This window comes from Janthinobacterium breve, from assembly GCF_051380895.1.
In the GTDB taxonomy this organism is placed as follows: Bacteria; Pseudomonadota; Gammaproteobacteria; order Burkholderiales; family Burkholderiaceae_D; genus Janthinobacterium.
Genome location: NZ_JBNYXY010000012.1, coordinates 77738 through 99915, shown reverse-complemented (window position 1 = coordinate 99915; position 22178 = coordinate 77738). Strand labels below are relative to the sequence as shown.

The 22178-nt window shown below is 63.2% G+C and carries 19 protein-coding genes; 13 read left to right on the top strand and 6 right to left on the bottom strand.

The genetic code is table 11. From position 1 onward, the window contains the following. Positions 1-4: 4 nt before the first annotated feature. The 6 genes from ACQ4W0_RS23930 to ACQ4W0_RS23905 all read right to left on the bottom strand — a co-directional run bounded on the left by ACQ4W0_RS23930 (position 5) and on the right by ACQ4W0_RS23905 (position 8666). The gene (locus tag ACQ4W0_RS23930; RefSeq protein ID WP_436579024.1) at positions 5-1210 is read right to left on the bottom strand and encodes a type II secretion system F family protein; all 1206 of its coding nucleotides are present in this window, start codon (positions 1208-1210) and stop codon (positions 5-7) included. Further along, entirely contained in the window at positions 1210-2913 is a 1704-nt protein-coding gene (locus ACQ4W0_RS23925) for a GspE/PulE family protein (RefSeq protein WP_436579023.1), read from the bottom strand. The genes ACQ4W0_RS23930 and ACQ4W0_RS23925 overlap by 1 nt, the downstream gene beginning before the upstream one ends. Positions 2914-2918: 5 nt before the next feature. Continuing rightward, the gene (locus ACQ4W0_RS23920) at positions 2919-4307 is read right to left on the bottom strand and encodes a tetratricopeptide repeat protein (RefSeq protein ID WP_436579022.1); all 1389 of its coding nucleotides are present in this window, start codon (positions 4305-4307) and stop codon (positions 2919-2921) included. Beyond that, the gene (locus ACQ4W0_RS23915) at positions 4304-6262 is read right to left on the bottom strand and encodes a type II secretion system protein GspD (protein WP_436579021.1); all 1959 of its coding nucleotides are present in this window, start codon (positions 6260-6262) and stop codon (positions 4304-4306) included. Before ACQ4W0_RS23915 ends, ACQ4W0_RS23920 begins: the two co-directional genes overlap by 4 nt. 107 nt (positions 6263-6369) lie before the next feature. Then, positions 6370-7872 (bottom strand): ExeA family protein, encoded by a 1503-nt coding sequence (locus ACQ4W0_RS23910; RefSeq protein WP_436579020.1) that lies wholly within the window; start codon positions 7870-7872, stop codon positions 6370-6372. Beyond that, on the bottom strand, positions 7869-8666 hold the full coding sequence (locus tag ACQ4W0_RS23905; RefSeq protein WP_436579019.1) for an ABC transporter ATP-binding protein: 798 nt from the start codon (positions 8664-8666) through the stop codon (positions 7869-7871). The genes ACQ4W0_RS23910 and ACQ4W0_RS23905 overlap by 4 nt, the downstream gene beginning before the upstream one ends. 139 nt (positions 8667-8805) lie before the next feature. Between ACQ4W0_RS23905 and ACQ4W0_RS23900 the strand changes: the two genes are divergently transcribed. The 13 genes from ACQ4W0_RS23900 (at position 8806) to ACQ4W0_RS23840 (ending at position 22167) form a co-directional block, all read left to right on the top strand. Further along, on the top strand, positions 8806-10509 hold the full coding sequence (locus ACQ4W0_RS23900; protein ID WP_436579018.1) for a GspE/PulE family protein: 1704 nt from the start codon (positions 8806-8808) through the stop codon (positions 10507-10509). Position 10510: 1 nt separating this feature from the next. Beyond that, a complete protein-coding gene (locus tag ACQ4W0_RS23895; RefSeq protein ID WP_436579017.1) occupies positions 10511-11743 on the top strand; it encodes a type II secretion system F family protein in 1233 nt (410 codons plus the stop codon). After that, positions 11740-12291, top strand: coding sequence for a type II secretion system protein (locus ACQ4W0_RS23890; RefSeq protein WP_436579016.1), 552 nt, complete (start codon positions 11740-11742; stop codon positions 12289-12291). The genes ACQ4W0_RS23895 and ACQ4W0_RS23890 overlap by 4 nt, the downstream gene beginning before the upstream one ends. 60 nt (positions 12292-12351) lie before the next feature. Continuing rightward, complete coding sequence (locus tag ACQ4W0_RS23885; RefSeq protein WP_436579015.1) at positions 12352-12831, top strand: type IV pilin protein; 480 nt, start codon at positions 12352-12354, stop codon at positions 12829-12831. 122 nt (positions 12832-12953) lie between these two features. Further along, positions 12954-13544: a pilus assembly FimT family protein gene (locus ACQ4W0_RS23880; protein ID WP_436579014.1), complete on the top strand. Its 591-nt coding sequence runs from the start codon at positions 12954-12956 to the stop codon at positions 13542-13544. Further along, the gene (locus ACQ4W0_RS23875; protein WP_436579013.1) at positions 13531-14160 is read left to right on the top strand and encodes a prepilin-type N-terminal cleavage/methylation domain-containing protein; all 630 of its coding nucleotides are present in this window, start codon (positions 13531-13533) and stop codon (positions 14158-14160) included. The genes ACQ4W0_RS23880 and ACQ4W0_RS23875 overlap by 14 nt, the downstream gene beginning before the upstream one ends. Beyond that, positions 14157-15050 (top strand): prepilin-type N-terminal cleavage/methylation domain-containing protein, encoded by an 894-nt coding sequence (locus tag ACQ4W0_RS23870; RefSeq protein ID WP_436579012.1) that lies wholly within the window; start codon positions 14157-14159, stop codon positions 15048-15050. The genes ACQ4W0_RS23875 and ACQ4W0_RS23870 overlap by 4 nt, the downstream gene beginning before the upstream one ends. Beyond that, positions 15047-15496 (top strand): agglutinin biogenesis protein MshP, encoded by a 450-nt coding sequence (locus ACQ4W0_RS23865; RefSeq protein WP_436579011.1) that lies wholly within the window; start codon positions 15047-15049, stop codon positions 15494-15496. The genes ACQ4W0_RS23870 and ACQ4W0_RS23865 overlap by 4 nt, the downstream gene beginning before the upstream one ends. Before the next feature lie 23 nt (positions 15497-15519). After that, positions 15520-19263, top strand: coding sequence for a LamG-like jellyroll fold domain-containing protein (locus ACQ4W0_RS23860; protein WP_436579010.1), 3744 nt, complete (start codon positions 15520-15522; stop codon positions 19261-19263). Positions 19264-19428: 165 nt separating this feature from the next. Beyond that, positions 19429-20373, top strand: coding sequence for an agglutinin biogenesis protein MshI (locus ACQ4W0_RS23855; protein WP_436579009.1), 945 nt, complete (start codon positions 19429-19431; stop codon positions 20371-20373). Beyond that, entirely contained in the window at positions 20370-21065 is a 696-nt protein-coding gene (locus ACQ4W0_RS23850) for an MSHA biogenesis protein MshA (protein ID WP_436579008.1), read from the top strand. Before ACQ4W0_RS23855 ends, ACQ4W0_RS23850 begins: the two co-directional genes overlap by 4 nt. Beyond that, positions 21062-21784, top strand: coding sequence for a type II secretion system protein M (locus ACQ4W0_RS23845; protein ID WP_436579007.1), 723 nt, complete (start codon positions 21062-21064; stop codon positions 21782-21784). The genes ACQ4W0_RS23850 and ACQ4W0_RS23845 overlap by 4 nt, the downstream gene beginning before the upstream one ends. Further along, a complete protein-coding gene (locus ACQ4W0_RS23840) occupies positions 21769-22167 on the top strand; it encodes an MSHA biogenesis protein MshK (RefSeq protein WP_436579006.1) in 399 nt (132 codons plus the stop codon). The genes ACQ4W0_RS23845 and ACQ4W0_RS23840 overlap by 16 nt, the downstream gene beginning before the upstream one ends. Positions 22168-22178: the final 11 nt, after the last annotated feature.

Genomic DNA, 22178 nt, shown 5'->3' with positions numbered 1-22178 from the left:
GGCCTCAGGTCTTGAGTGTGCTGATGGTGTCGTAAATCGGTCCCAGCACCGACAGCATGATCCAACCCAGCAGCAAGCCCAGGATGACCGTCATGGCCGGCTCGATCATGGCCTGCACTTTTTCGATCAATTCCTTCACTTCGCGGTTGTAAAAGTAACTGACATTGCGCAAGGCCGTGTCCAGCGAACCCGTCGTCTCGCCCACCTTCAGCATGCGGATCACCAGCGGCGGGAAGATACCCGTGTGCTGGAAGGCGGCGGTGACGCCGTAGCCCTCGCTGATCAGCTGCGCGGCGCGGCGCAGGCCGGCCGCCACCACCTGGTTGCCGGCAATGCCTTCGGACAGGCGGATGCATTCGAGGATCGTGATGCCGGAGGCATACATCAAGGCAAAAAACGTGGCGAAGCGGGCCAGGATGATCTTGTGCAGCACGGGGCCGACCAGCCACAGCCGCAGTTTCAGGCCATCCCAGGCGTAGCGTGCCGCGCTGCTGCGGCGCACGAGCGCGCGCAGGCCGAAAAACAGCAGCACGGGCAAGGCCAGCAGCAGATACCAGTAAGCGATGAAGACATTCGATACAAAAATAAGCACGCGCGTATGCAGCGGCAGCTCGCCGCCCATGTTGCGTATGAAGGCCGTCAGCTGGGGCACGAGATAAATCATCAGGAAAAACGTCACGGCCGCCACCACCAAGGCCACGATGACGGGGTACATGACGATCTTGCGCGTCTGCGAGGCCAGCTCGTCTTGCCACTTCAAGCTTTCCGACAGGTTCTTGAACACCTCGGCGATCCTGCCGCTTTGTTCTCCCGCAAGGATCAGGCTGGTGAACGTGGCGTCGAAGATGTCGCCATGCTGGGCCAACGCACCCGACAGGGGCAGGCCGCCCTCGATGCTTTCAATGAGATCCGTGACGACTTCGCGCAGGCGCGGGTGGTCCGTGCTTTCGCGCAAGTCGTTCAAGCCTTCCAGGATGGGCACGCCGGCGCCCGTCAATTGTTCCATGTGGAAACAGAAATTGATGAGGTCGCGGCGGTGGATGATGCGTTTGCCCAGCAGCACCAGGTACTGGCCCGTTATCCTGCAATCGATCAAGTCGAGCTGCATGCGGTGCAAACGCGCTTCCAGGTCCGGCACGTTGGCCGCCTCCATGCTGCCGGGAATCAGGCCGCCGGCCGCATCCATGGCGCGGTAGACATATTGCGCCATCAGGCCAGCCTTTCCGTCAGGTCGACCACGCGGCCCACTTCTTCCAGGGTCGTCACGCCTTCCATCACGCGGCGCATGCCGTCGTCGACGATGCCCTTGAAGCCGGCTGCGCGCGCCGCGTTCTTCAATTCGCGGCTACTGGCGCGGCGCGCCGTCAATTCATCGAGTTCGGCCGTCATCTTGAGGATTTCCATGATGGCCAGCCGGCCCTTGTAGCCCTGGTGCGCGCAGCGCTCGCAGCCGACGGCGCGGCAGATGGACACGGGCGCATCGTCCTTTGCCAGGCCCAGCAGGCGGCGCTCGACGTCGTCGGCGATGACCGTTTCCTTGCAATGCGGACACAAACGGCGCACCAGGCGCTGCGCCACGATGCCGATGATGTTGCCAGCCATGATGTCGGGCAGGATGCCGATGTCGAGCAGGCGCGCCACGGAACCGATGGCCGAGCTCGTATGCAGGGTGGAATACACCTGGTGGCCCGTCATTGCGGCGGCAAAGGCCATTTCCGCCGTTTCGCGGTCGCGGATCTCGCCCACCAGGATGATGTCAGGGTCTTGCCGCATCATCGAGCGGATGCCGTCGGCAAAGCCCAGCTTGACGGATTCGTTGACGGAGGTCTGGCGTATCATGTTCATCGGATACTCGACCGGGTCCTCCAGCGTCATGATATTGACGCTTTCCGTATTGATATGGTTGAGTATCGAATACAGGGTGGTGGTCTTGCCGCTGCCCGTCGGGCCCGTCACCAGGATCACGCCGTCCGGGCGCGCGATCATGAGTTTCAACAAGTTCAGTTCCGCCTCGGCCAGGCCCAGGGCGTCCAGCGGCACGATGCCTTTTTGCCGGTCCAGCACGCGCAGCACGACGTTTTCGCCATGCGTGGTGGGCTGGGCCGAGGCGCGGAAGTCGATTTGCCGCCCGGAAAACTTGATGCTGATGCGCCCATCCTGGGGCGCGCGCGCCTCGGCGATATTCATGTTCGACATCACCTTCAGGCGCACGGCCATGGCCGGCCAGTACGATTTGTGCAGGCTGCGGATTTGCCGCAGGATGCCGTCGATGCGGTAGCGGATGCGCAGGAACGACTGTTCCGGCTCGAAATGGATGTCCGAGGCGCCATTCTGCACGGCATCGGCCAGCAGCGCGTCGATCAGGCGCACCATGGGCTGGCTGTACTCGTCCGACGCCGAAGCCATGCTTTGATAGCTGACTTCACCCGTCTCGATTTCGTGCAGGATGCCGTCGATCGACAGTTCGAAGCCATAGTACTGGTCGATGGCGCGCGAAATGTCCGATTCGTTGACCAGCACGGTGGAAATCGTGATGCCCTTGACCAGCATGGCGCTGATCTGGTCGAGCGCCACGATGTTGCTGGTGTCGGCCATGGCCAGGATCAGGTTGTCGGCTTGCCGTTCATACACGATGGGAAACACGCGGTAGCGCTTGGCCACGTCTTTCGGGATCAGTTTCAAGGCGATGGCGTCGACCACCAGGCTGGCCAGGTCCGCGCTGACCTGTTTCAGGTTTTCGCTGAGCGCCTCGCGCACGGTCGCTTCCGTGACGAAGCCCAAGGTGATGAGCAGCTTGCCCAGCGGTTCGCTGCTGCGCCGCTGCTCGATCAGGGCGATGCGCAACTGGTCTTCGCTGATCACGCCTTTCTGGATCAGCAATTTGCCCAGCGGAAGTTTTGCCTGTTCTGCCATGTCGCTTATTCTTGACGGGGTGTGATGGTGGCCGGCTCGGCCAGTTCGCGCAGGCGCGTTTGCACCACGGCCTGGTCGAACGCGGCGGGTGTGGTTTGCGCCAGGGTCAATGCGCGCTGGTAATACGTGGCGGCCAGCCGGGGCTGGTTCAGCCGGTCCAGGCCCACGGCCAGGTTGAAGGCATAGTCGGGATTGGCGGGCGCGGCGCCGTAGGCGCGGAAAAATTGCTGCTGCGCTTCGTTCCAGCGGCGCTGCTTGGCGTACACATTGCCCAGCGCAAACAGCACGGGGGCGCTGTCGGGGCTGCGGGCCAGGATGGCTTTCAGCTTTGCTTCACTGAGCACCACGTCGCCCTGGCGCAGGCCGATCAGACCGGCCAGCGCCTCGCCATCGTCGGGATTGATTTCCAACAAACGTACGTACAAGGCTGCCGCTTGCGCGCCCTGGTTTTCGCGCAGGGCCACGGCCGCCAGCCCCAGCAGCGCGTCGCGGTTGTTGGCATCCTGCCGCAGCACTGTTTCATATTGCTGACGAGCAAGACCCAGCTGGCCCCCGTTGAAGGCCTGGTAGGCTTGCTGCACGCCGGGGTTGATTTGCGGCGCGGCAACGCTGCGCTGCACCTGGATCTGGTTATTCTCGGGCGCGGCCACGGGCGGCAGGCTGGGCTGGGCGGGCGGCGCCATGTGCGCCAGTTGCGCCGCCACGGCGGCCTGGGCCGCCGCCTGTATCATCGCCTGCTGGTCCGCCGCACCCGCTGGCTGGCGCGCGTCGCGCGGGTAGTCCGGCGGCAAGGTGGCGGGGGCGGGCGAGGCATCGGGTTGCGCGGCTCCCGTTGCCGGCACTACCACGATGGGAGCGGCAACACCGGCCGTGCCTGCGGCATCCGTCAGCGGCATGGGCACGCCGGGCAGGTTGGCGCCCGCGCCGGGGCTGGTGCTGGCGCGCCAGTACCAATACGCCATGGAACCGGCCACCAGCAGCAGGATCGCCAGCAGGACGGCCAGGCGCACGGTGGCCGGGTCGACGCTGATGGGCCCCCTGGGGCCTTTCGGCGGCGTATTGCTGCGGCTGGCGCGTGGCCGGGCGGGTGGCGGTTCGGGGCGAGGGGACTGCTGCGCACCCGGCTGCGGGTCTGGCTGTGAACCTGGCTGGGCGCCACTGGGCGCCGGCGGCGCGGGCGCGTCCGGCAGCGGTTCCAGGCGCAAGGTGCTGGCCGGCTGCACGGGCGGCGCGGCAGCTGGCGTGGCAGGCGCGGGACGGGGCGGCAGGGCGTCGGCCGGTGCCAGTTCCAGCACCTGGTCGTAGGCCTCGGACGGCTTTTCCAGCTCCTCGTCGGAAAGGCTGTTCTGTTTGGCGCGCTCGGCCTTCTTGAGCGCCTGCATCAGCAAACTCATGGGAAGTCTCCCTGCAGGCGTGCCTGCGGCTGGGCGGTCGCCGCCGGCGGGCCATCCGTGTACGGCTGGCTGTTGAGCGGCGCCTGGCCTGGCAGCAGGTAGCGGTAGTCGCGGTAATCGCCGTCGATGCTGGCATCCTTGACCACCACGGGGCGCATGAAGATCACCAGCTCCGTCTTGCTGCTCGCTTCATTGCGATAGGTAAATAAATTGCCCACCAAAGGCAGGCTGGACAGGCCCGGCACACCATCCCTGGCATTGTCGATGGAATCCTGCATCAGGCCGCCCATCACGGCGATCTGGCCATTGCTCACTTTCATGATCGACTCCAACTCGCGCGCCTGGATTACGGGCACGCGGCTTTGCACATTCGCCGTGGCCAGGGCAGGATTCGGGTCTTGCACGTAGCCAACGATGCGCGTGATGGTGGGGCGCACGTTCAAGGTCACTTCATCGCTGTCGGAAATCTGCGGCGTGACGCTCATGACGAAGCCCACGGGCACCGTTTCCAGTTTCGATTCATACGTGGCCGGCGTGGTGATGGTGCCCGTCGAGCTGATCACGGCGGGCGTCACCTTGATGGTAAAGAAGACATTGTTGTCCACCACCTTCAGCATGGCCGTCTGATTGTTGAGCACGCTGATCTTCGGGCTGGACAGTACTTTCACCTTGCCGAACGATTCGAGCAGCTGGATGGTGGTGGCAAAACTGTCTTTCGCATAATTGAGCAGGAAGATGCCCGGCGTGATATTGGGCGTGACGCCGCTGGGCAGGACCGTCGTGCCCACTTGGCCCTGCCGCAACTGCAGGCTGCCCGTCAGGCGCGACCAGTTGATGCCTTGCTGGTATTCATTGCTCAGGCGCACTTCGATGATGGTCGCTTCGATCAGCACTTGCCGCTTTGCGCTGTGCACTACCGCATCGAGGAATTCGGCGATCTTTTCGTGCTGGCGCCCCGTGGCCCGCACGGCGATCAGCCCGCCCTCCACGTTGACGACCACCGACGAGGGGCTGCCCTTGTTGGCCAGTTTTAATAGCGGCATGCCGTTCGCGTCCAGCGGCTGGCCAGGGTTCGCGTTCTGGCCGGCCACCTGCTGGCCCGGCGCATACAGGCCGCTATTCTGTCCGCCATTCTGCATTGGGGGCTGGGCGCCGAACTGGCCCGCTGCGCCCGATGCGGGGACATTGCCGGGCTGGTTTTGCGGCTGGCCTTGCTGCCCTTGCTGGCCGGGCACGCTCGTCAATTGCTGGTTCAGCTGCGCCAGTGGGTCCACCTGCACGTCGTTGAGCGTGGTCTCGCGCAGCAGGTCGCGGATATTCTTTTCCAGGCTGTACCAGAAATTATTTTCCGAACGATTCACTACCAGGGTGGTCGAATTGTTATTGCCATTGCCGCCGCTGCCTTGCGTGTTGCCGACAGGGTTGCTGCTGTTGCCACCGCCACCGCCCGCCGTGGAAATTTGCGTGGCGATATTCACGCTGCTGTTGGTGCTGCGCGCCATGTTGACGTAATCGACCTTGTAATTGCGCCACACGGGCGCGTCGGGCAGCACCGTCAGGTTCTTGCCGTCGATTTCGTAGCGCATGTCGACTTGCCTGCCTATGCGCGACAGCAGTTGCGGCAGGGTCTGGTTCAGCGCATTCAGGGTGACGCTGCCCTCGATCTGCGGGTGGATGTCGATATTCATGCCCGCGTCGCGCGCCAGCGCAAACAGCAGCGATTGCACGGGCACTTTGTGCACGGTGACGCTGTAGGTTTCCACTTTGGGCGCGGGCAGGGGCGCGGCCAGCGCGCTGCTTTGTTGCACCGGTTCGGGAATGGCGCCAGCGGGGCGGGGCGGGGCATTGATGTGGCCAGGCGACAGCGGCGTTTGACGCGCGGCGCAGCCGGCCAGCATGGCGCTGCAGGCGAGGGCGACCCAAGAGGCCAGCACAGGAATAGGGTGTTGAATCATGAAAAGTTCGCCCTTGGAGTCGTGTTGTGCTTTTATAATTTTAACCAGCATGATCGCCTAAAAGCAATCGGCTGTGCAGGCCTGGGAAGCAATATGCAGAAATAAAGTCAAGGTGCGCCACGTCCCGCTTGTGCCGGGCGCGCGGCTTTCATTTCCTTGCGGATACTCTCCATGTTGCTCAGCAATATATTCTGCGGCGATGCGGGGGCTATCCTGGCCCAAACGGCTTCGGCGCTGGCCCGGTCGGCATAGCTGCCGTAGACGATGGCCAGGCGCGCGGCGGCGCTGGCGGGCGCCTGCGGTGGTGCCGCTTGCCGCGTGCCGGACGGCTTGCCTGGCGACGTAGCGGCTGGCGTACTAGCTACGCTGCCAGGCAGGCGAAAGACGTGGATATCGCGCAGGCCGATGACTTGCTGCGCCTGCTGCAAAAAGGTTTCTGCCGCGGCCGTCTCGCTGGCAGGCAGGCTGGCGATCTGCAGCACCAGTTGCTGCGGCCCTTGTTGTGCCAACCAGTCGCGCGATTCGGCCAGCTTGCTGTCGAGCAACGTTGACGGTGCCGCCGCCCGGGCCTCGGCATGCGGGTTAGTGCTGGACGGGTGGCTGGACGGCGGCGCCATCCCCGCCGCTGTCTGGCCCTGGCTGCTTGCCAGCCATTGCCACAGCAGCGCAGCGGCCAGTACCAGCATCAGTGCGCTCAAGGCGCCCGCCAGCAGCTTGCCCGCGTGCCATGGCGCGCGGTAAAAAGGGCTGTCGGCGATGGCCAGGCGCATATGGCGCGCGCTCACTTGCTGCGCATCGTCCGCAAATGCTGCCAGCAAGGCTTTGTCGGCCAGGATGTTGATCCTGCGCACGATGCCCTGCGCAGCGCGCGCCAGCAGGCGCAGCGCGGCAGGGGTGAAAACGAGCGGCGCCGTGCGGCCGGCGGCGGCCAGGCGGCACGCCAGATAATCGTTCAACAACGCCTGCGGCAGGCACGGCACGGTAACACTGTGGGTGATGCGTTCCTTTAACTGGCGGAACTGGGGCAAGTCCAGGGTATGCTGCAATTCCGGCTGGCCAAACAGGACGATTTGCAGCAGCTTGTGGCTGGCCGTTTCCAGGTTCGTCAGCAGGCGCAGCGCTTCCAGGGTGGCGCCCGGCATGGCTTGCGCCTCTTCGGCCAGCAGCACCACCTGGCGCCCGGCTGCATGCCGGGCGATCAGCTCGCTGTGCAGGGCGCGCAGCACGGCATCGGCGCGGCAGCCGTCCAGTTCCAGGCCCAGTTCGGCGGCGATGGCGTGCAAGACTTCATCCGGCTCCAGGCGGGGATTGAGCAGGTACACCACGTCGACGTGGGGCGGCAGGCGTTCGGCCAGCATGCGGCACAGCATGGTCTTGCCGCTGCCCACTTCGCCCGTCAGCTTGATGATACCTTCGCCTTGCGTGACGGCATACAGCAGCGCGGCCAGCAGTTCGCCCCGTGTGTTGCCGGGATAGAAGAAGGCCGGGTCCGGGGTGATGCCGAAGGGCGCCGTGCGCAAGCCGAAATGGCGCAGATACATGCCGTGCGGGGACGGTGCGTAAGGCCGCCCGGACGGCGCCTGGAGCGTGGCGTGCGTGTCGGCGTTCATGCCGCGATGCAATTGAGGAAAGCCTGTTCCAGGCTGGCTCCCGCCACACCGCCATGGCGCGCGCGGCATTCGGCGGGTGTGCCCGCAAACACGATGCGGCCCCCATGCAGGATGGCCATGCGGTCGCACAGCTCTTCCACGTCGGCCAGCGCATGCGAAGTGAGCAGGGCGCCGCGACCCTGCGCGCGCGCTTGCCACAGCACTTGCTTGAACTGCGCGCGCGCCTTCGGGTCGAGTCCGCTCATCGGCTCGTCCAGCACCAGTTGCGGCTTGCCCGACAGCAAGCAGGCGGCCAGCCCCAGTTTCTGCATCATGCCTTTCGAATAGTCGCGCGCGGGGCGCCGCAAGGCGTCCGGCGCCAGGTCCAGCGCGCCCAAGGCTTGCCGCAGCGCTTGCGCATCGGGACGCACATTGTGCAGGCGCGACAGATAGCGCAGGAAGTCGTCGCCCGTCAGGTAGTAGGGCGCCTGGAAACGTTCCGGCAGGAAGGACAAGGGCTGGCGCGCCGCGCCGTGCCGGTGCGGCTGGCCGAAAATGGCGATGTCGCCCCGCTCGGGCGTGCAGAAGTCCAGCAGGCATTTCAGCAGGGAGGTTTTTCCCGCGCCATTCACACCGACCAGACCGAACAGTTCCCCCGCGCGTACCTGCAGGTCGACGCCGCACAGCACGGCGCTGCCCGCCAGTTGCAGATGCACGTTGTGAAATTCGATGGCGCAGGCGTTCATAGGGGTAATGGTCGGCAGGCAAGACGGCGTACGATCGCCATTATTGTCATGGGCGCAGGTGGGCGGCAAGTGTTTCCTTGCGGAGTGTTGAAATGCGCGAAAATCAAGCCACGGAATGTATTTTCTTTAAGAAACAACATGTTCTGGAATAAAATAGCTCCGCGCGCCGCTGGCGTGCAGCATCTGTTGAATCTGTCGAGGAGCAAGCATGGCAAGGCCAGAGAAAGTCAGGCTCGGTGAAATTTTGGTGCAGCAGGAGTTGCTGACGGAACAGCAGTTGGGCCTGGCCTTGACGGAGCAAAAGCGTTCGGGCCGCAAGCTGGGCCGCGTCTTTGTCGAACATGGCTATGTGACGGAAGAGCAGATTTCCGGTGCCCTGGCGCGCCAGCTGGACATTCCCTACATCAACCTGAAGTTCTACAACATTAATCCCGAGCTGGTGCGCCTGCTGCCGGAAACCCAGGCGCGTCGTTTTCGCGCGCTGGTGCTGGAAGACCGGCGCGAGGGTTTGCTGATCGGCATGTCCGATCCAACTGACCTGTTTGCCTACGATGAAATCTCGCGCCTGGTCAAGCGCCACATCGAATTGGCCGTGGTCAACGAAACGGAAGTGCTGCAGGCGATCGACCGCATCTACCGCCGCACGGAAGATATTTCCACCCTGACGCGCGAGCTGGAGCAAGACCTGGGCGACGTTTCCGTCGACTTCGGCGCGCTGGCCGCCAATCCGGGCCTGGAAGAGGCGCCCATCGTCAAGCTGCTGCAATCGGTGTTCGAGGACGCCACCCAGGTGCGCGCTTCGGATATCCATATTGAACCGCAGGAAGGCCGGCTGCAGATCCGCTTCCGCATCGACGGCGTGCTGCACCTGCAGACGGAAGCGGACAGCAAGATCGCCAGTTCGCTGGCGTTGCGCCTGAAGCTGATGTCGGACCTCGATATTTCCGAGAAACGCTTGCCGCAGGATGGCCGCTTCGCCATCCGCGTGAAAAACCAGCGCATCGACGTGCGTATTTCCACCATGCCGACGCAGTATGGCGAATCGGTGGTGATGCGGCTGCTGAACCAGGGCGGCACGACCTTGCGCCTGGACGCCATCGGCATGCCGCCCAAGCTGGTGGAACGCTTCCGCGCCATCGTCAATCGCCCGAACGGCCTGGTGCTGGTGACGGGGCCGACCGGCAGCGGCAAGACGACGACCCTGTACTGCGCCTTGTCCGAACTCAATTCCGTGGAGAAAAAGCTCATCACGGTGGAAGACCCCGTCGAATACCGCTTGCCTGGTATTAACCAGGTGCAAGTGAATGACAAGATCGAGCTCAATTTTGCCCGCGTGCTGCGCTCGGCCCTGCGGCAAGATCCCGATATCGTGCTCGTCGGCGAGATGCGCGACCAGGAAACGGCGCAAATCGGCTTGCGCGCCGCCATGACGGGTCACTTGGTGCTGTCGACCCTGCACACGAACGACGCCATCAGCACGCCGCTGCGCCTGATGGACATGGGCGTGCCCCGCTACATGGTGGGCAGCTCGCTGCAAGCCGTACTGGCGCAGCGCCTGGTGCGCGTGATTTGCGAAAGCTGCAGCATGCCCTACGTGCCCACGCCCAACGAATACGAATGGCTGCGCCTGGAACTGGGCGAGCTGGTCGAGCGCAACCAGTATTTCCACGGCAAGGGCTGCTCGCATTGCAACGGCATGGGTTACCGGGGCCGCACGGGCGTGTACGAATTGCTTGAAATCACGCGCGCCGTGGCCGACGCCGCCAACCATGCCGATCCTTCCCACTTCATGAAGGTGGCGATGGCGCAGATGGCGGGCGAAACCCTGCGCCGCCACGCCGTGCAGCTGGTGGTCCAGGGCCGCACGACGGTGATGGAAGCGATGCGTATCAGCAACCAGAGCGAGGATTGAGGTGCCATTTTTTGCTTACAAGGCGCGCAATGCCAGCGGCGAGCTGCTGACCGGCGTGATGGAAGGCGCCGACAGCGGCGCCGTGGCCGACCAGTTGTTTTCCAATGGCGCGACGCCGGTGGAAATCCTGGCAAGCAAAAAAGCCGCCACCACCGGCGCCGATATCGGCTGGTGGCAAAGGCTGACGGAAAAAAAAGTCAGTTCGATGGATGTGCAGTTGTTCAGCCGCCAGCTGTACACCCTGCTCAAGGCGGGCGTGCCCATCATGCGCGGCCTGGCCGGCTTGCAGGAGTCCGCCATCAGCCCGTCCTTCGGCCGCGTGATCAAGGATCTGCGCGAATCGCTGGACGCGGGCCGCGAACTGTCGGCCGCCATGGCGCGCCATCCCGGCGTGTTTACGCAGTTTTACCTTTCGATGGTGCGCGTGGGCGAAATGACGGGGCGCCTCGATGAAGTCTTCCTGCGATTGTTTGACCACCTGGAGTTCGATCGCGACATGCGCGCGCGCGTGAAGACGGCCACGCGCTACCCCAGTTTCGTGATTGTGGCCATGCTCATCGCCATGGTCATCGTTAATATGTTCGTGATTCCCCAATTCGTGAAGGTGTTCGCCAGCTTCAACGCCGAATTGCCTTTGATGACGCGCATCCTGATCGGCACGTCGGCCTTCATGGTCAATTACTGGCCGGTACTGCTGGCAGTGACGATTGCCGGGATCGCCGCTTTCCGGGCCTGGTTGCGTACCGTGCCTGGCCGCTATACGTGGGATCGCTACAAATTGAAATTTCCTATCGCCGGCAAGATCATCCTGAAAGGCACGATGGCGCGTTTCGCGCGCAGTTTCGCCTTGTCCAGCACCAGCGGCGTGCCCATCGTGCAAGCGCTGACGGTGGTGTCTCAGACGGTGGACAACGCATATTTGTGCGCGCGGGTGGAACAGATGCGCGACGGCGTCGAGCGCGGCGACAGCATCCTGCGCACTTCGGTGGCGGCGGGCGTCTTCACGCCGGTGGTGCTGCAAATGATCGCCGTCGGTGAAGAGTCCGGTTCACTCGATGAGCTGATGAATGAAATCGCCCAGATGTACGAGCGGGAAGTGGATTACGAATTGAAGACCCTGTCCTCGCAAATCGAACCCATCCTGATCGCCTTCCTTGGCGTCATGGTGCTGGTGCTGGCGCTGGGCATTTTCCTGCCGGTGTGGGACCTGGGCAAAGTGGCCCTGCATAAATGACGCCGCGCCTTTCGTCAAAAAACAACATCGTGGTCGGAAAGGCAGGGCAGCGGGGCTTTACTTTGTTTGAACTGGCCGTTGCCGTGTCCGTCATCGCCGTGCTGGCGGTGTTGTTGCTGAGCCGGTTGGCGGCGCTCCAGCAAGAAGCGGAGCGGGTTGCGGTCCAGCAAACGGTCGTGGCGCTGCGCGCTGGCCTGCGCATGAAAGTGCTGGAGCTGTATGCGTCCGACCGGCAAAATCAGTTGCCGGCGCTGGCCGGGCAGAATCCCATCGATTGGCTGGCGGAAAAGCCGGACAATTATTTGGGTGAGTATGTGACGCCGGTCATGGAAAAACTTCCCCAAAGTCATTGGTTTTTTGATCGAAGTAATGCAGAATTAATATATATATTAAATCGAGGCAACACTTTTGCTGGATACCGTTCCGAGTTGCTTCAATTCAAGGTAAGCTTGCAGCAAGCGTCCGCTACTCGGGCCAAGCCCTCAACCCCGGCTGATGCGCCGGAGGTGGCCCTGATACAGGTGGGCGAGGCGGGCGGGCTGAAATAGTTGTTTTATTCTGCCGGCAAATTTTGCCAGCATTGTTTTTTTGATTTTTTGGAGATCAGCATGAAACTGCAGTCAATTCGTCGTTTTCAACAAGGTGCCCAAGCGGGCTTTACGCTGATCGAGTTAATCGTCGTCATCGTCATCCTGGGCATACTGGCGGCCACAGCGATTCCCCGCTTTATCAATATGTCGGCTGACGCCCGCCTGGCGAAAATCAACGGCGCCCGCGCCTCGGTGCAGGCTGGTGCAGCCCTGGCCCATGCGCAATGGCTGGTCAATGGTGCGGTTGCCACGGCTCCCTCGGTGCTAATGGATGGCCTTGCTGTCACTCTGGCGAACGGCTATCCTACCGCTGACGCCGCCGGCATCCTCGCGGCGGCTGGCATCGGGGCACCGGATTTTAGCGTGACGGGCACGGGGCCGTTAACCATTGCCGCTGACGCCACTCATACCACCTGCTCGTTCACCTATGCGGCGGCGGCAGCCAATGGCGCGCCGGTGGTGGGTACCACACCTACCACTGCCTCTCCAAATTGTTAAGGAAGTAGTTTCCGCCTGCTGCAGCCATTCGCGCCGCAGGCGACCCGCCTGGTTCGCCAGGCGTTTTTATTCTTCCGGGCATGTTTCAGCCGGCATGCCGCTCATTGCCACAGGTGTCCACGATGCTGTCTCCAGCAGGTTTGATGTTTGCCGGACCGGCCAGCCGTGGGCGCCAGCAGCGCGGCTTCACCCTGGTCGAGCTGATCGCCGTGCTGGTGGTGGGCGGCCTGCTGGCGGCCGTCGCCATGCCGCGCTTCTTCCAGCAAGACAGTTTTGATGCGCGCAGTTTTGCCGATCAAAACGTGAGCATGCTGCGCTATGCGCAAAAACTGGCGATTGCGCAAAACCGTCCCGTCTTCGTGCTGCTCAACGGAACCCGCATCGCCCTGTGCTTTAGTGCGGCCTGTGACGCGGCTGGGAGCGAAGCGATGCGCGTCTTGCCGCCAGCCGGTGGCAACAGCGGCCGCAAGGCCACCCTGGCCGCCTGTGCGAATGCCACGGCGTGGCTGTGCGAGGGTGCGCCCAACAAGATCAGCTACAGCGTGCCGCTGGACGCGGCCGCTTTTTACTTCAATGCCCTGGGCCGTCCTTACAAGGCCAGTGACACCGAACCTGTATCCAGTTTTCCCGCGCGCGTCAGCATCGGCATCAGCGGCGGCGGCATCCCGCGCAACATCGTGGTCGAAGGGGAGACCGGCTATGTCCATTACTAGGGACACCGCCATGGCGGCGCGCGGGCCGGGGCAGCGGGGCGTGACCTTGATCGAGCTTGTCATCTTCATCGTGGTGGTCAGCATCGCCGTAGTTGGTCTGCTGCAAATCTTCACCCGCACCACGGCCAGCAGCGCCGATCCGCAATTGCGCAAGCAGGCGCTGGCCATCGCGGAAGCCATGCTCGATGAGATCGAAGGGGCACGGTTTACGTTTTGCGATCCGATTAACGATCCGGCAGCCGATACTGCGCTGAATGCCGGGCCGTTCGACAGTGCCACCAATCCCACCGGCTGCAACACGCCGCAAAATGTCAGCGCGACGGTGCCCGCCACGGGCCGGCCTTATTACAATGTCAGCGACTATGTGCGCTCCTTCAATGTGCCCGTGAACTATACCGCCGACGCGGCCGGGAACGGCTTTCCTGCTGGCTATGCGGTGAGCGTGGCCATCAACCCCGACGCGGGGCTGGGACCGGCCGGCGTCGGCTTGCTTTCCACTGCCGCGCCTGTCAGCATGAATGTCTTGCGCATCACGGTCACTGTGACTTACGGCACGAATCAACAGATCGTGCTGGCCGGCTACCGCGCCCGCTACGCAGGCAATGCCGTGCCATGATGACTTTTTCACGCTCCCGGCAGCGCGGTTTCACCTTGATCGAACTGATCGTGGTGATCGTCATCACGGCCATCGTCGCTGGCATGGTGACGGTGTTCATCCGTGCCCCCGTGCAAAGCTACCTGGATGTGAGCGCCCGCGCCGAACTGGCGGACGCGGCCGATACGGCATCGCGGCGCATCACGCGCGACGTGCGCCTGGCGTTGCCCAACAGCGTGCGCGTGACGCCCGATGGCAAGTATCTGGAACTGCTGCTGACCAAGACGGGCGGGCGCTATCTGTCGGAAGACGACGATCTCAGCGTGACGCCGGGCAATGTGCTGGCCTTTGATCCCCTCACGCCGGTGAGCAAGCCGAACATCTTCACCATCGTGGGCGCCGCGCCGTCCGGCTTGCAAACCATCGTTCCCGGCGACTTTATCGTCGTCAATAATCTGGGCGATCAGCCTCCCGTAAATGCCTATAATTGCAGCGGGCAGTGCAACCGCGCCCAGGTCGCTTCCATCAGTGGCAACGATGTCACGCTGGTGAGCAACCCCTTTGTCGTGCAAACACCTGCCATGCCTTCCCTCAGTTATCGTTTTCAAGTGGTCAGCATGCCGGTCACTTATTTTTGCGCGCCGAATGCGAGCGGCACGGGCACGCTGACGCGCTATGCCGGCTATGCGATCCAGGCGGCCCAGCCGGTGAGCGCCGCCGCCGTGCCGCTGAGCGGCGCACCGTCAGCGGCGCTGATGGCCATGCAGGTCGCCGACTGTGACTTTTCCTTCGATACGCTGCCCAATGTGCAGCGCGGCCTGGTCAGCATCAGCCTGACCCTGGGCGCGCCCGGCGGCAACGCGGGCCAGATCACGCTGGTGCAACAGGCACAGGTCAATAATTCGCCATGAAAAACTCCATTTTCCCCATGCCGCGCGGGAGGCCCGCATGCCGCCCGGCGCGCGGCTTCAGCATCGTTACTGCCATTTTTCTGCTGGTGGTGCTGTCCGCGCTGGGCGTGGCGCTGCTCTCCATCTCTACCATGCAGCATGCCGAGTCGGCGCTGGACGTGCAGGGCGCGCGTGCCTATCAGGCGGCCCGTGCCGGCATGGAGTGGGGCGTGTACCGGCAGCGCGTCGACGGCAGTTGCCTCGCCGGCAGCAATTTTGCCATGCCCGCGAACGGCGCACTGAACGGTTTTAGCGTGACCGTGCGCTGCACGCAGGCGGCGGGCGCATTGGCCCGTTCCCAGGTGATTGCCACCGCCTGCAACCAGCCTGTGGGCGGCGTCTGCTCCACCGCCAACGCCAGCAACAATCCCGATTATGTCCAGCGTGTCGTGCAGGCGGAGTTTTAAGCACGGCTAACTAAAGGAGCAACATGCAGGCAGTCACCGCGTTATGGATACCTGCATTGGCCCGCCTGGCCATGCTGGCCGTGTTATGTTGTGCGCCGGCCCAGGCGGCAACCTACGCCAACACCAGTTTCGCCTACAGCTGGATCGACGCCAGCAGTCATGCCAAGCTCGGCTATAACACTTCGCCCTACAAATTCAACGGTTCCACAGGCTGCGGCACCACGCCGCCCATCCTTGACGACACGCTCAGTGATGCCTTGCCCATCGGCTTCAGCTTCATGTATTCGGGCGTTGCCTTCACCACTTTGCGCGTGATGACGAACGGCCGGGTGCAATTCAATAACAATGTCACCTGCGGCTACGGTAGCCCGGTACAGACGCTGCCCTATCCGGACAGCAGCTTGAATTACACCATGCGCATCTATGGCAACGATCTCGATCCCACGTCGAAACTGGAACTGCCCAGCTACAACACGGCCTGCGCCAGCCGCCTCACTTGCTACGTCAGCTATGCCACCATCGGCACGGCGCCATATCGCAGCTTCGTGGTGACCTGGAATAATGTGCCGGAATGGACCACGGGCACAAGTACCACTGGCTCTTACAGCCTGCAATTGATCTTGCAGGAAAACGGCGAATTCGTTTACCAGTACGGCACGGCAGTCGCGGGACCTTCCGCCAAGTTGGGGCAGATCGGCTGGCAAGCGGACAGCAACGATTACGACACGCCCCAAACAGGCTTCCCTGTCACGAATTCGGCGATCAAGTTTTACATTCCCCGCCCCGTGGTCGAGTACCGCATGGAGCAGCCCAGCTGGAACAATACGCCCGGGCAGGTGTCCGATACCAGCGGCAACGGGCGCGACGGCACGGTGCTGGGCGGCGCGCAGACGATCGCTGCCGGCCGCGTCTGCCGCGCCGCCAGTTTCCCCCTCAATACCAGCACCGCCGCCATCGATGCGATCGACAGCGGGCTGTCGGTGCCCGGCACGATGGGCGGTGCCGGCACCATCACATTCTGGTACAAGGCCAACACGGCCTGGTCCGGCAGCGGGGCGCGCGATGCGCAGCTGCTCGACGCCACGCAAATAAACAACGAATGGTTTTTTCTCGTGCGGCGCAGCACGGGCGCCCTGCGCTTCGTCGTCACGGACAGCCTGGGCAACGTGCGCGTGGTGGAAACGGCTGCCAATAGCGTGCCCGCCGGCACCTGGAAGCATATTGCAGTGAGCTGGAGCTTCAATGCGCTGGCGGCTGCCAATAGCGACCGCCTGCGCATCTACGTCGATGGCGTGCTGCAAAAGGAGTCGGCGTTTACCACGGCGGCGGTGGTGTCGCCGCGCATCGGCAGCCTGTATATCGGCGATAACCGCAGTGGTGCGACGGGGCAGAACGGCAGCGGCAATTCCACCGACGGCGCCATCGATGAATTGCGTGCCTATAACTATGAAGGCGGTCTGGCGCTGGTGCAGCGCGACCAGAACCTGAGCCAGGCCGGTTGCCTGAACCATTATGCGGTGACGAATGCGGGCACGGGCCTGACTTGCCAGCAAAGCACGGTCACTATTACGGCGCATGACGTCAACCATAACAATATCGTGATGCCGAACAACACCACGCAAATCCAGTTGAGCACATCGAACGGCATAGGCGACTGGGCCTTGATCGCCGGCTATGGCGTGCTCGACAATGGCGCCGTGAACGATGGCGTGGCGACCTATCTGTTCAACGGCGAATACCAGGCCGTGTTTGGCCTGAGCAGTGGTACGGCCGCCACCGTCAGCGTGAACGTGACGGATGGGCAGTTCACGGAGCAGGAAGATCAGTCCCTGGTGATCAAGGCATGTGCGGTGGCGCGTTTCAATGCCTGCGAAGCAACGTCGCCCCGCTGCGCGCCCAGCACCAGCAGCATCACTTATGCCCGCCTGAATACCAAACTGGCCGACACGGCCTTCAAGCTGGACCTGGTGAAGCTGAAGACGGATGCCAGCCTGGAAACGACCTTCAATGGCGCGGCCACGGTGGATTTGCTGGTCAATACCGCCACCGGCGTGGCGCTGGGCGCGAATAACTGTCCGGTCAGCCAGACGGCCGTGATTCCGCTGGGCCTGGTGGCGTTCACGGGCGGCTATTCGAGCGCGAACGTGAGCATCCTGTCCAACGCCATCAGCGCCGTGGCGCCCAGGTACAGCGCCTACCGTGATGTGCGCGTGCGCGTGACTTGCACCGCGGCCGTGTGCGGCACGGCCAATGTGGGATGCTCGACCGACAGTTTCGCCGTGCGGCCACAGCAATTTACGCTCAGCTCGAACATGAGCAACAGCGCCCTGAGCGGCACGCCCAGCCTGGCGGCGGGCGCCCAGTTCACGCTGGGCGCAGCGGCCGTTGCCGGCTACGACGGCACGCCGCTGGTCGACAACTCCGCTGCTGGACAAAAAATCGTCGGCTTCGTCAGCGCCAGCGACTATAGCGACCGCCTGGGTTCAGCCTCTAACGCCAGTCCGTTTCCGCTTGGACAGGCGCTGCTGGCCAGCGGCCAGGCCAGCAGCGGTGGCGTGACTTACAGCGACGTGGGCACCTTCCGTATGCAGCCGGAAGCAGTGGTCGACAATGCCTACACCAGCGTCGACCAGCCTGGCGATTGTGTGATCGGCAGCAGCAGCAATACGGCCGTGAATGGCAAGTTTGGCTGCAATATCGCTAACCAGACGCAGAGCCCGGCACCTGTCTTCGGCCGTTTTTTCCCTGACCACTACGCGCTCACGGGCGCGCTGACGGCGGCCTGCGGCGGCTTTACCTACATGAGTCAGCGCGAACTGGGCGTCGTGCTGGGCGCGACTGCCTTGAGCAAGGGCAATCAGATCCTGGGGCGTTACGGCAGCGCCTATCCCGCACTGGCCGGCGTCGCCGTGGGTGCCCGCGATGGCAGCAGTACGACGCTGGCCGCCAGCCGCCTGTCGCCCGCCTTGCCCGCCTTTGCCTGGAGCCAGGGCCGCAGCGGCCGCAGCTATGCTACCGACAGTGCCGGCTATGCGGTGGGCAGCACGCAAGTGACATTGGCTGGCAGCGGCGGCCTGTCGGCGGGCGAGTTGATCAAGTTTAGCGGGGACAATGCCGTGTATATAGTGCAGGCTGGCGTCGCCGGTGCCGGCACGCTGACACTGGCGTCTCCCGGCTTGCTGCAGGCTATCCCGCCCGCTGCGACGGGCGTGGCGGTGCTGTACGGTTTTAACCGGCTGTCCAGCGGCCAGGACGGGCCATACGACAATTTTTCCCTGGTGGTGGCCATTAGCGACGCCGACGGTGCGCTCATTTCCAGCGTCAATGGACTGGCCGTCACCCCTGCGGCCAGCGTGGCGGTCGGCAATACCAAGTTGCGCCACGGCCGCATGCAGATTGCCAATATGTATGGTTCGGAACGACGCGCGCTGCTGGTGCCGCTGGCCGCGCAATATTGGAACGGCACGGTGTTTGTCAGCAATGCGCTGGATAGCAACTGCACGGCCTTGTTGCGCAAGAATTTCCTGTTGACCAGTTATGTCAATCTGACGGATACCCAGTTGCCCGCCGCTACCACGCTGCCGCCAGACAGCGGCCTGCTGCAACAAGGCAGCGGCAGCGTGCTGCTGGCCAAACCTGCCGCGCCGGTGACGAAAAAAGGCACGTTGATGCTGCAGTCGCTGATTCCCTACCTGCCCGGGCAGGCGCGTGAAACCATCGGCGCGTTCAAGAGCGAGCCGCTGCTTTTTATCCGCGAGGTGTTTTGAGGGGTGGATTTTTCGAGCCGTGTGACTTTCGTGGTGTTTTCTTGAAAATGCATTGTCAATATTTCATTTTTTAGACTGTTTTCCTATACGATGAATTAAAATTGATTTAATGCATTATTCGCGCGGCAACGTTGCCGAAGCAATTCTATTTTCGGGATCGGTCGCATGGGTTTATTCGTAAAAGCAAAAAAACAGGATGGCTGGCTGGCGACATCGTTTGCCGGTGACGGCATGTGTGCCGCCGTCGTTTTGCGGCGCGCGGGCGAGCGGCCGCTGGTGCAGTCGGCGGCGTTTTATGCCGGCCGCAAACCCGTGCCGGCCGCCACCCTGGAAAAGCTGAACAAGGATATGCAGGCCCAGTTTTACCGTTGCAGTACCCTGCTCGGCGCCGGCGAATACCAGTTGCTGACACTCGATGCGCCGAATGTGCCGCCCGAGGAACTGAAAACCGCTGTCGGCTGGCGCTTGAAGGATATGCTTGATTTCCCGCTGGCCGAGGCCACCATCGACGTGCTCGAGATCCCGGCCGATAAAAATGCGCCCGGGCGCGGCCTGTCCCTGTTCGCCGTTGCCGCGCGCAACGCCCCTTTGGCCCAGCGCCAGGCGCTGTACACCGAGTGCAAGATAGCGCTGACTGCGGTCGACATACCGGAAATGGCGCAGCGCAATGTGGCGGCGCTGATGGAGCCGGAAGGACGGGGCCTGGCCATGCTGTCTTTCGACGGCGAGGGTGGCTTGCTGACGGTGACGTTTGACGCCGAACTGTATCTGGCGCGCCGCATCGACGTCACGCAAGCCCAGCTGGCCGATGTCGACGATGCCCGGCGGCAGCAGTATTACGACAGAATCACCTTGGAATTGCAGCGCTCGTTTGACCATTTTGACCGTCAGTTTCATTTTATTAGCGTCTCCAAGCTGGTGCTGGCACCGACCGGCAGCGAGGGCTTGCATGGCTACCTGGCGGACAATCTGTACATGCCTGTGGAAATGCTGGACCTGGCGCTGCTGTTCGATTTTTCCCGCGTGCCCGACTTGCAAGCTGCCGCCAGCCAGGCGCGCTTTTTCCTGTCCCTGGGTGCGGCCCTGCGGCAAGAGGGGGGACTAGCGTGAGCCAGCAAATCAATCTGTTCAACCCCGCCTTTGAAAAGCGGAAGCAGGTACTGACGGCGGCGGGCATGGCACAGGCACTGGGGCTGATCCTGCTGGCCAGTGGCGCCCTGGCCTGGTACGGCGCGCACCAGGTGGCCGTGCTGGAACGCGCGGCGGCCGACAGCAAGCTCATGCTGGCCGCGCGCGAGGCGCGGCGGGCGGATGTGCTGACGCGTTTCCCCACGCCGCAGAAGGATCCTCTTATCGCGCGCGCGCTGGGCCAGGCTGAAGCCGACCGCGCCGCCTTGTTCGAGGCCCAGACTATCTTGCAAGGTGGCGAACTGGGCAATACGCACGGTTATGCCGATTATTTCCGTGCCTTTGCGCATGCCAGGATCAATGGTTTGTGGCTGACGGGGGCGAGCATCGTCGGTGCCGGCAAGGAGATCGGCCTGCAGGGGCGCACCGTGCAGCCGGATCTGGTGCCGCAGTACATCAGCGCCCTGTCCAGGGAGTCTGTGCTGCAAGGGAAATCGTTTGCGCGCCTGGATATGGCTGCGGCGCAAATGCCTGCCGCAGCACCGGTACTGCCGGCGCCGCCGCCGGGTGTGCTGGCCGTCGCCGTGGCTGCGCCATCGCTGCGATTTATCGAATTCAGTTTGCAATCGTCGGCGGCGCCTGCCGGCGGCGCGGCAGGAGCGGTGAAAGAATGAAACAACAATGGCAAAAAATTGCCTCGAAAATCGATGCGCTCAGCGTGCGCGAGCGTGCCATGATTTTTGGCGCCGCTGCCGCGCTGCTGATTTTTAGCGTTTTTTATCTGTTTCTCGACCCTCAGATGACCCGGCGCAAAGCGCTGGCCGACACGATTGTCCAGCAACAGCAGGCCGCCGCCGTCATCGATGGCGACGTGGCGCAAAAGATGGCGGCGCATGCCGGTGATCCGGATCAGCAAGACCGGATCCGGCTGGAGCGCATCAAGCAGGAAACCCAGCAGATGCGGCAAGCCTTGCAGTCCTCGCAAAATGGCCTGGTGGCGCCCGAGCGCATCGTGCCCATGCTGCAGCAATTGCTGAAACAGCAGGCCAACTTGCGCCTGGTGTCGCTGGCCACCTTGCCATCCGGCGCCATGGGGCAGGGCGGCCATGTCGCCACCAAGGCGGCGGCGTCCGCACCTGCCGCCGCGCCTGCCGGGCAGCCGCCAGCGGACTCCGAGTCGGCGAAGGCGCCGGCCGTGCTATACCGTCATGGTGTGGAAATCGTATTGCGGGGGAATTATCTGGATATGGTGAATTATATGGATGCCGTGGAGGCCATGCCGGCGCATGTGTTTTGGGGCAAGGTCAACATGAAGGTTGAGCAGTATCCGAATGCCACGCTGAGCCTGACGTTGTACACGCTCAGCCTGGACGAGAAATGGATCGCGTTGTGATGCGCGCCAGTTGCCGTGCGGCCCTTGTGGGCGCTCTGCTGGCGCTGGCGCCGGGAGCGTTTGCCCAGGCGCTGGCCGATCCCACGCGGCCGGCCGATGCGGCGCCCGTCCAGGGAAGTGCGGCGTCTGCCAGCAGGGCGGGGCCGCAGCTGCAATCGGTGTTGATTTCCAATCGGCCTGGCGGGCGGCGTCTGGCCGTGATCGATGGCCGCAGCGTGCGCGCGGGCGACAAGGTGGGCGGCGCAGTCGTCGTCAGCATAGGCGAGGCAAGCGTGGTGCTGCGGCGCGGCAAGACCTTGGAAACGCTGCGGCTGTATCCGAAGACGGTCGATGCGAATGATGCAATGCATGTACGAAGGAAACAGGTTCATGTCACCCAATAAATACAAGGCGG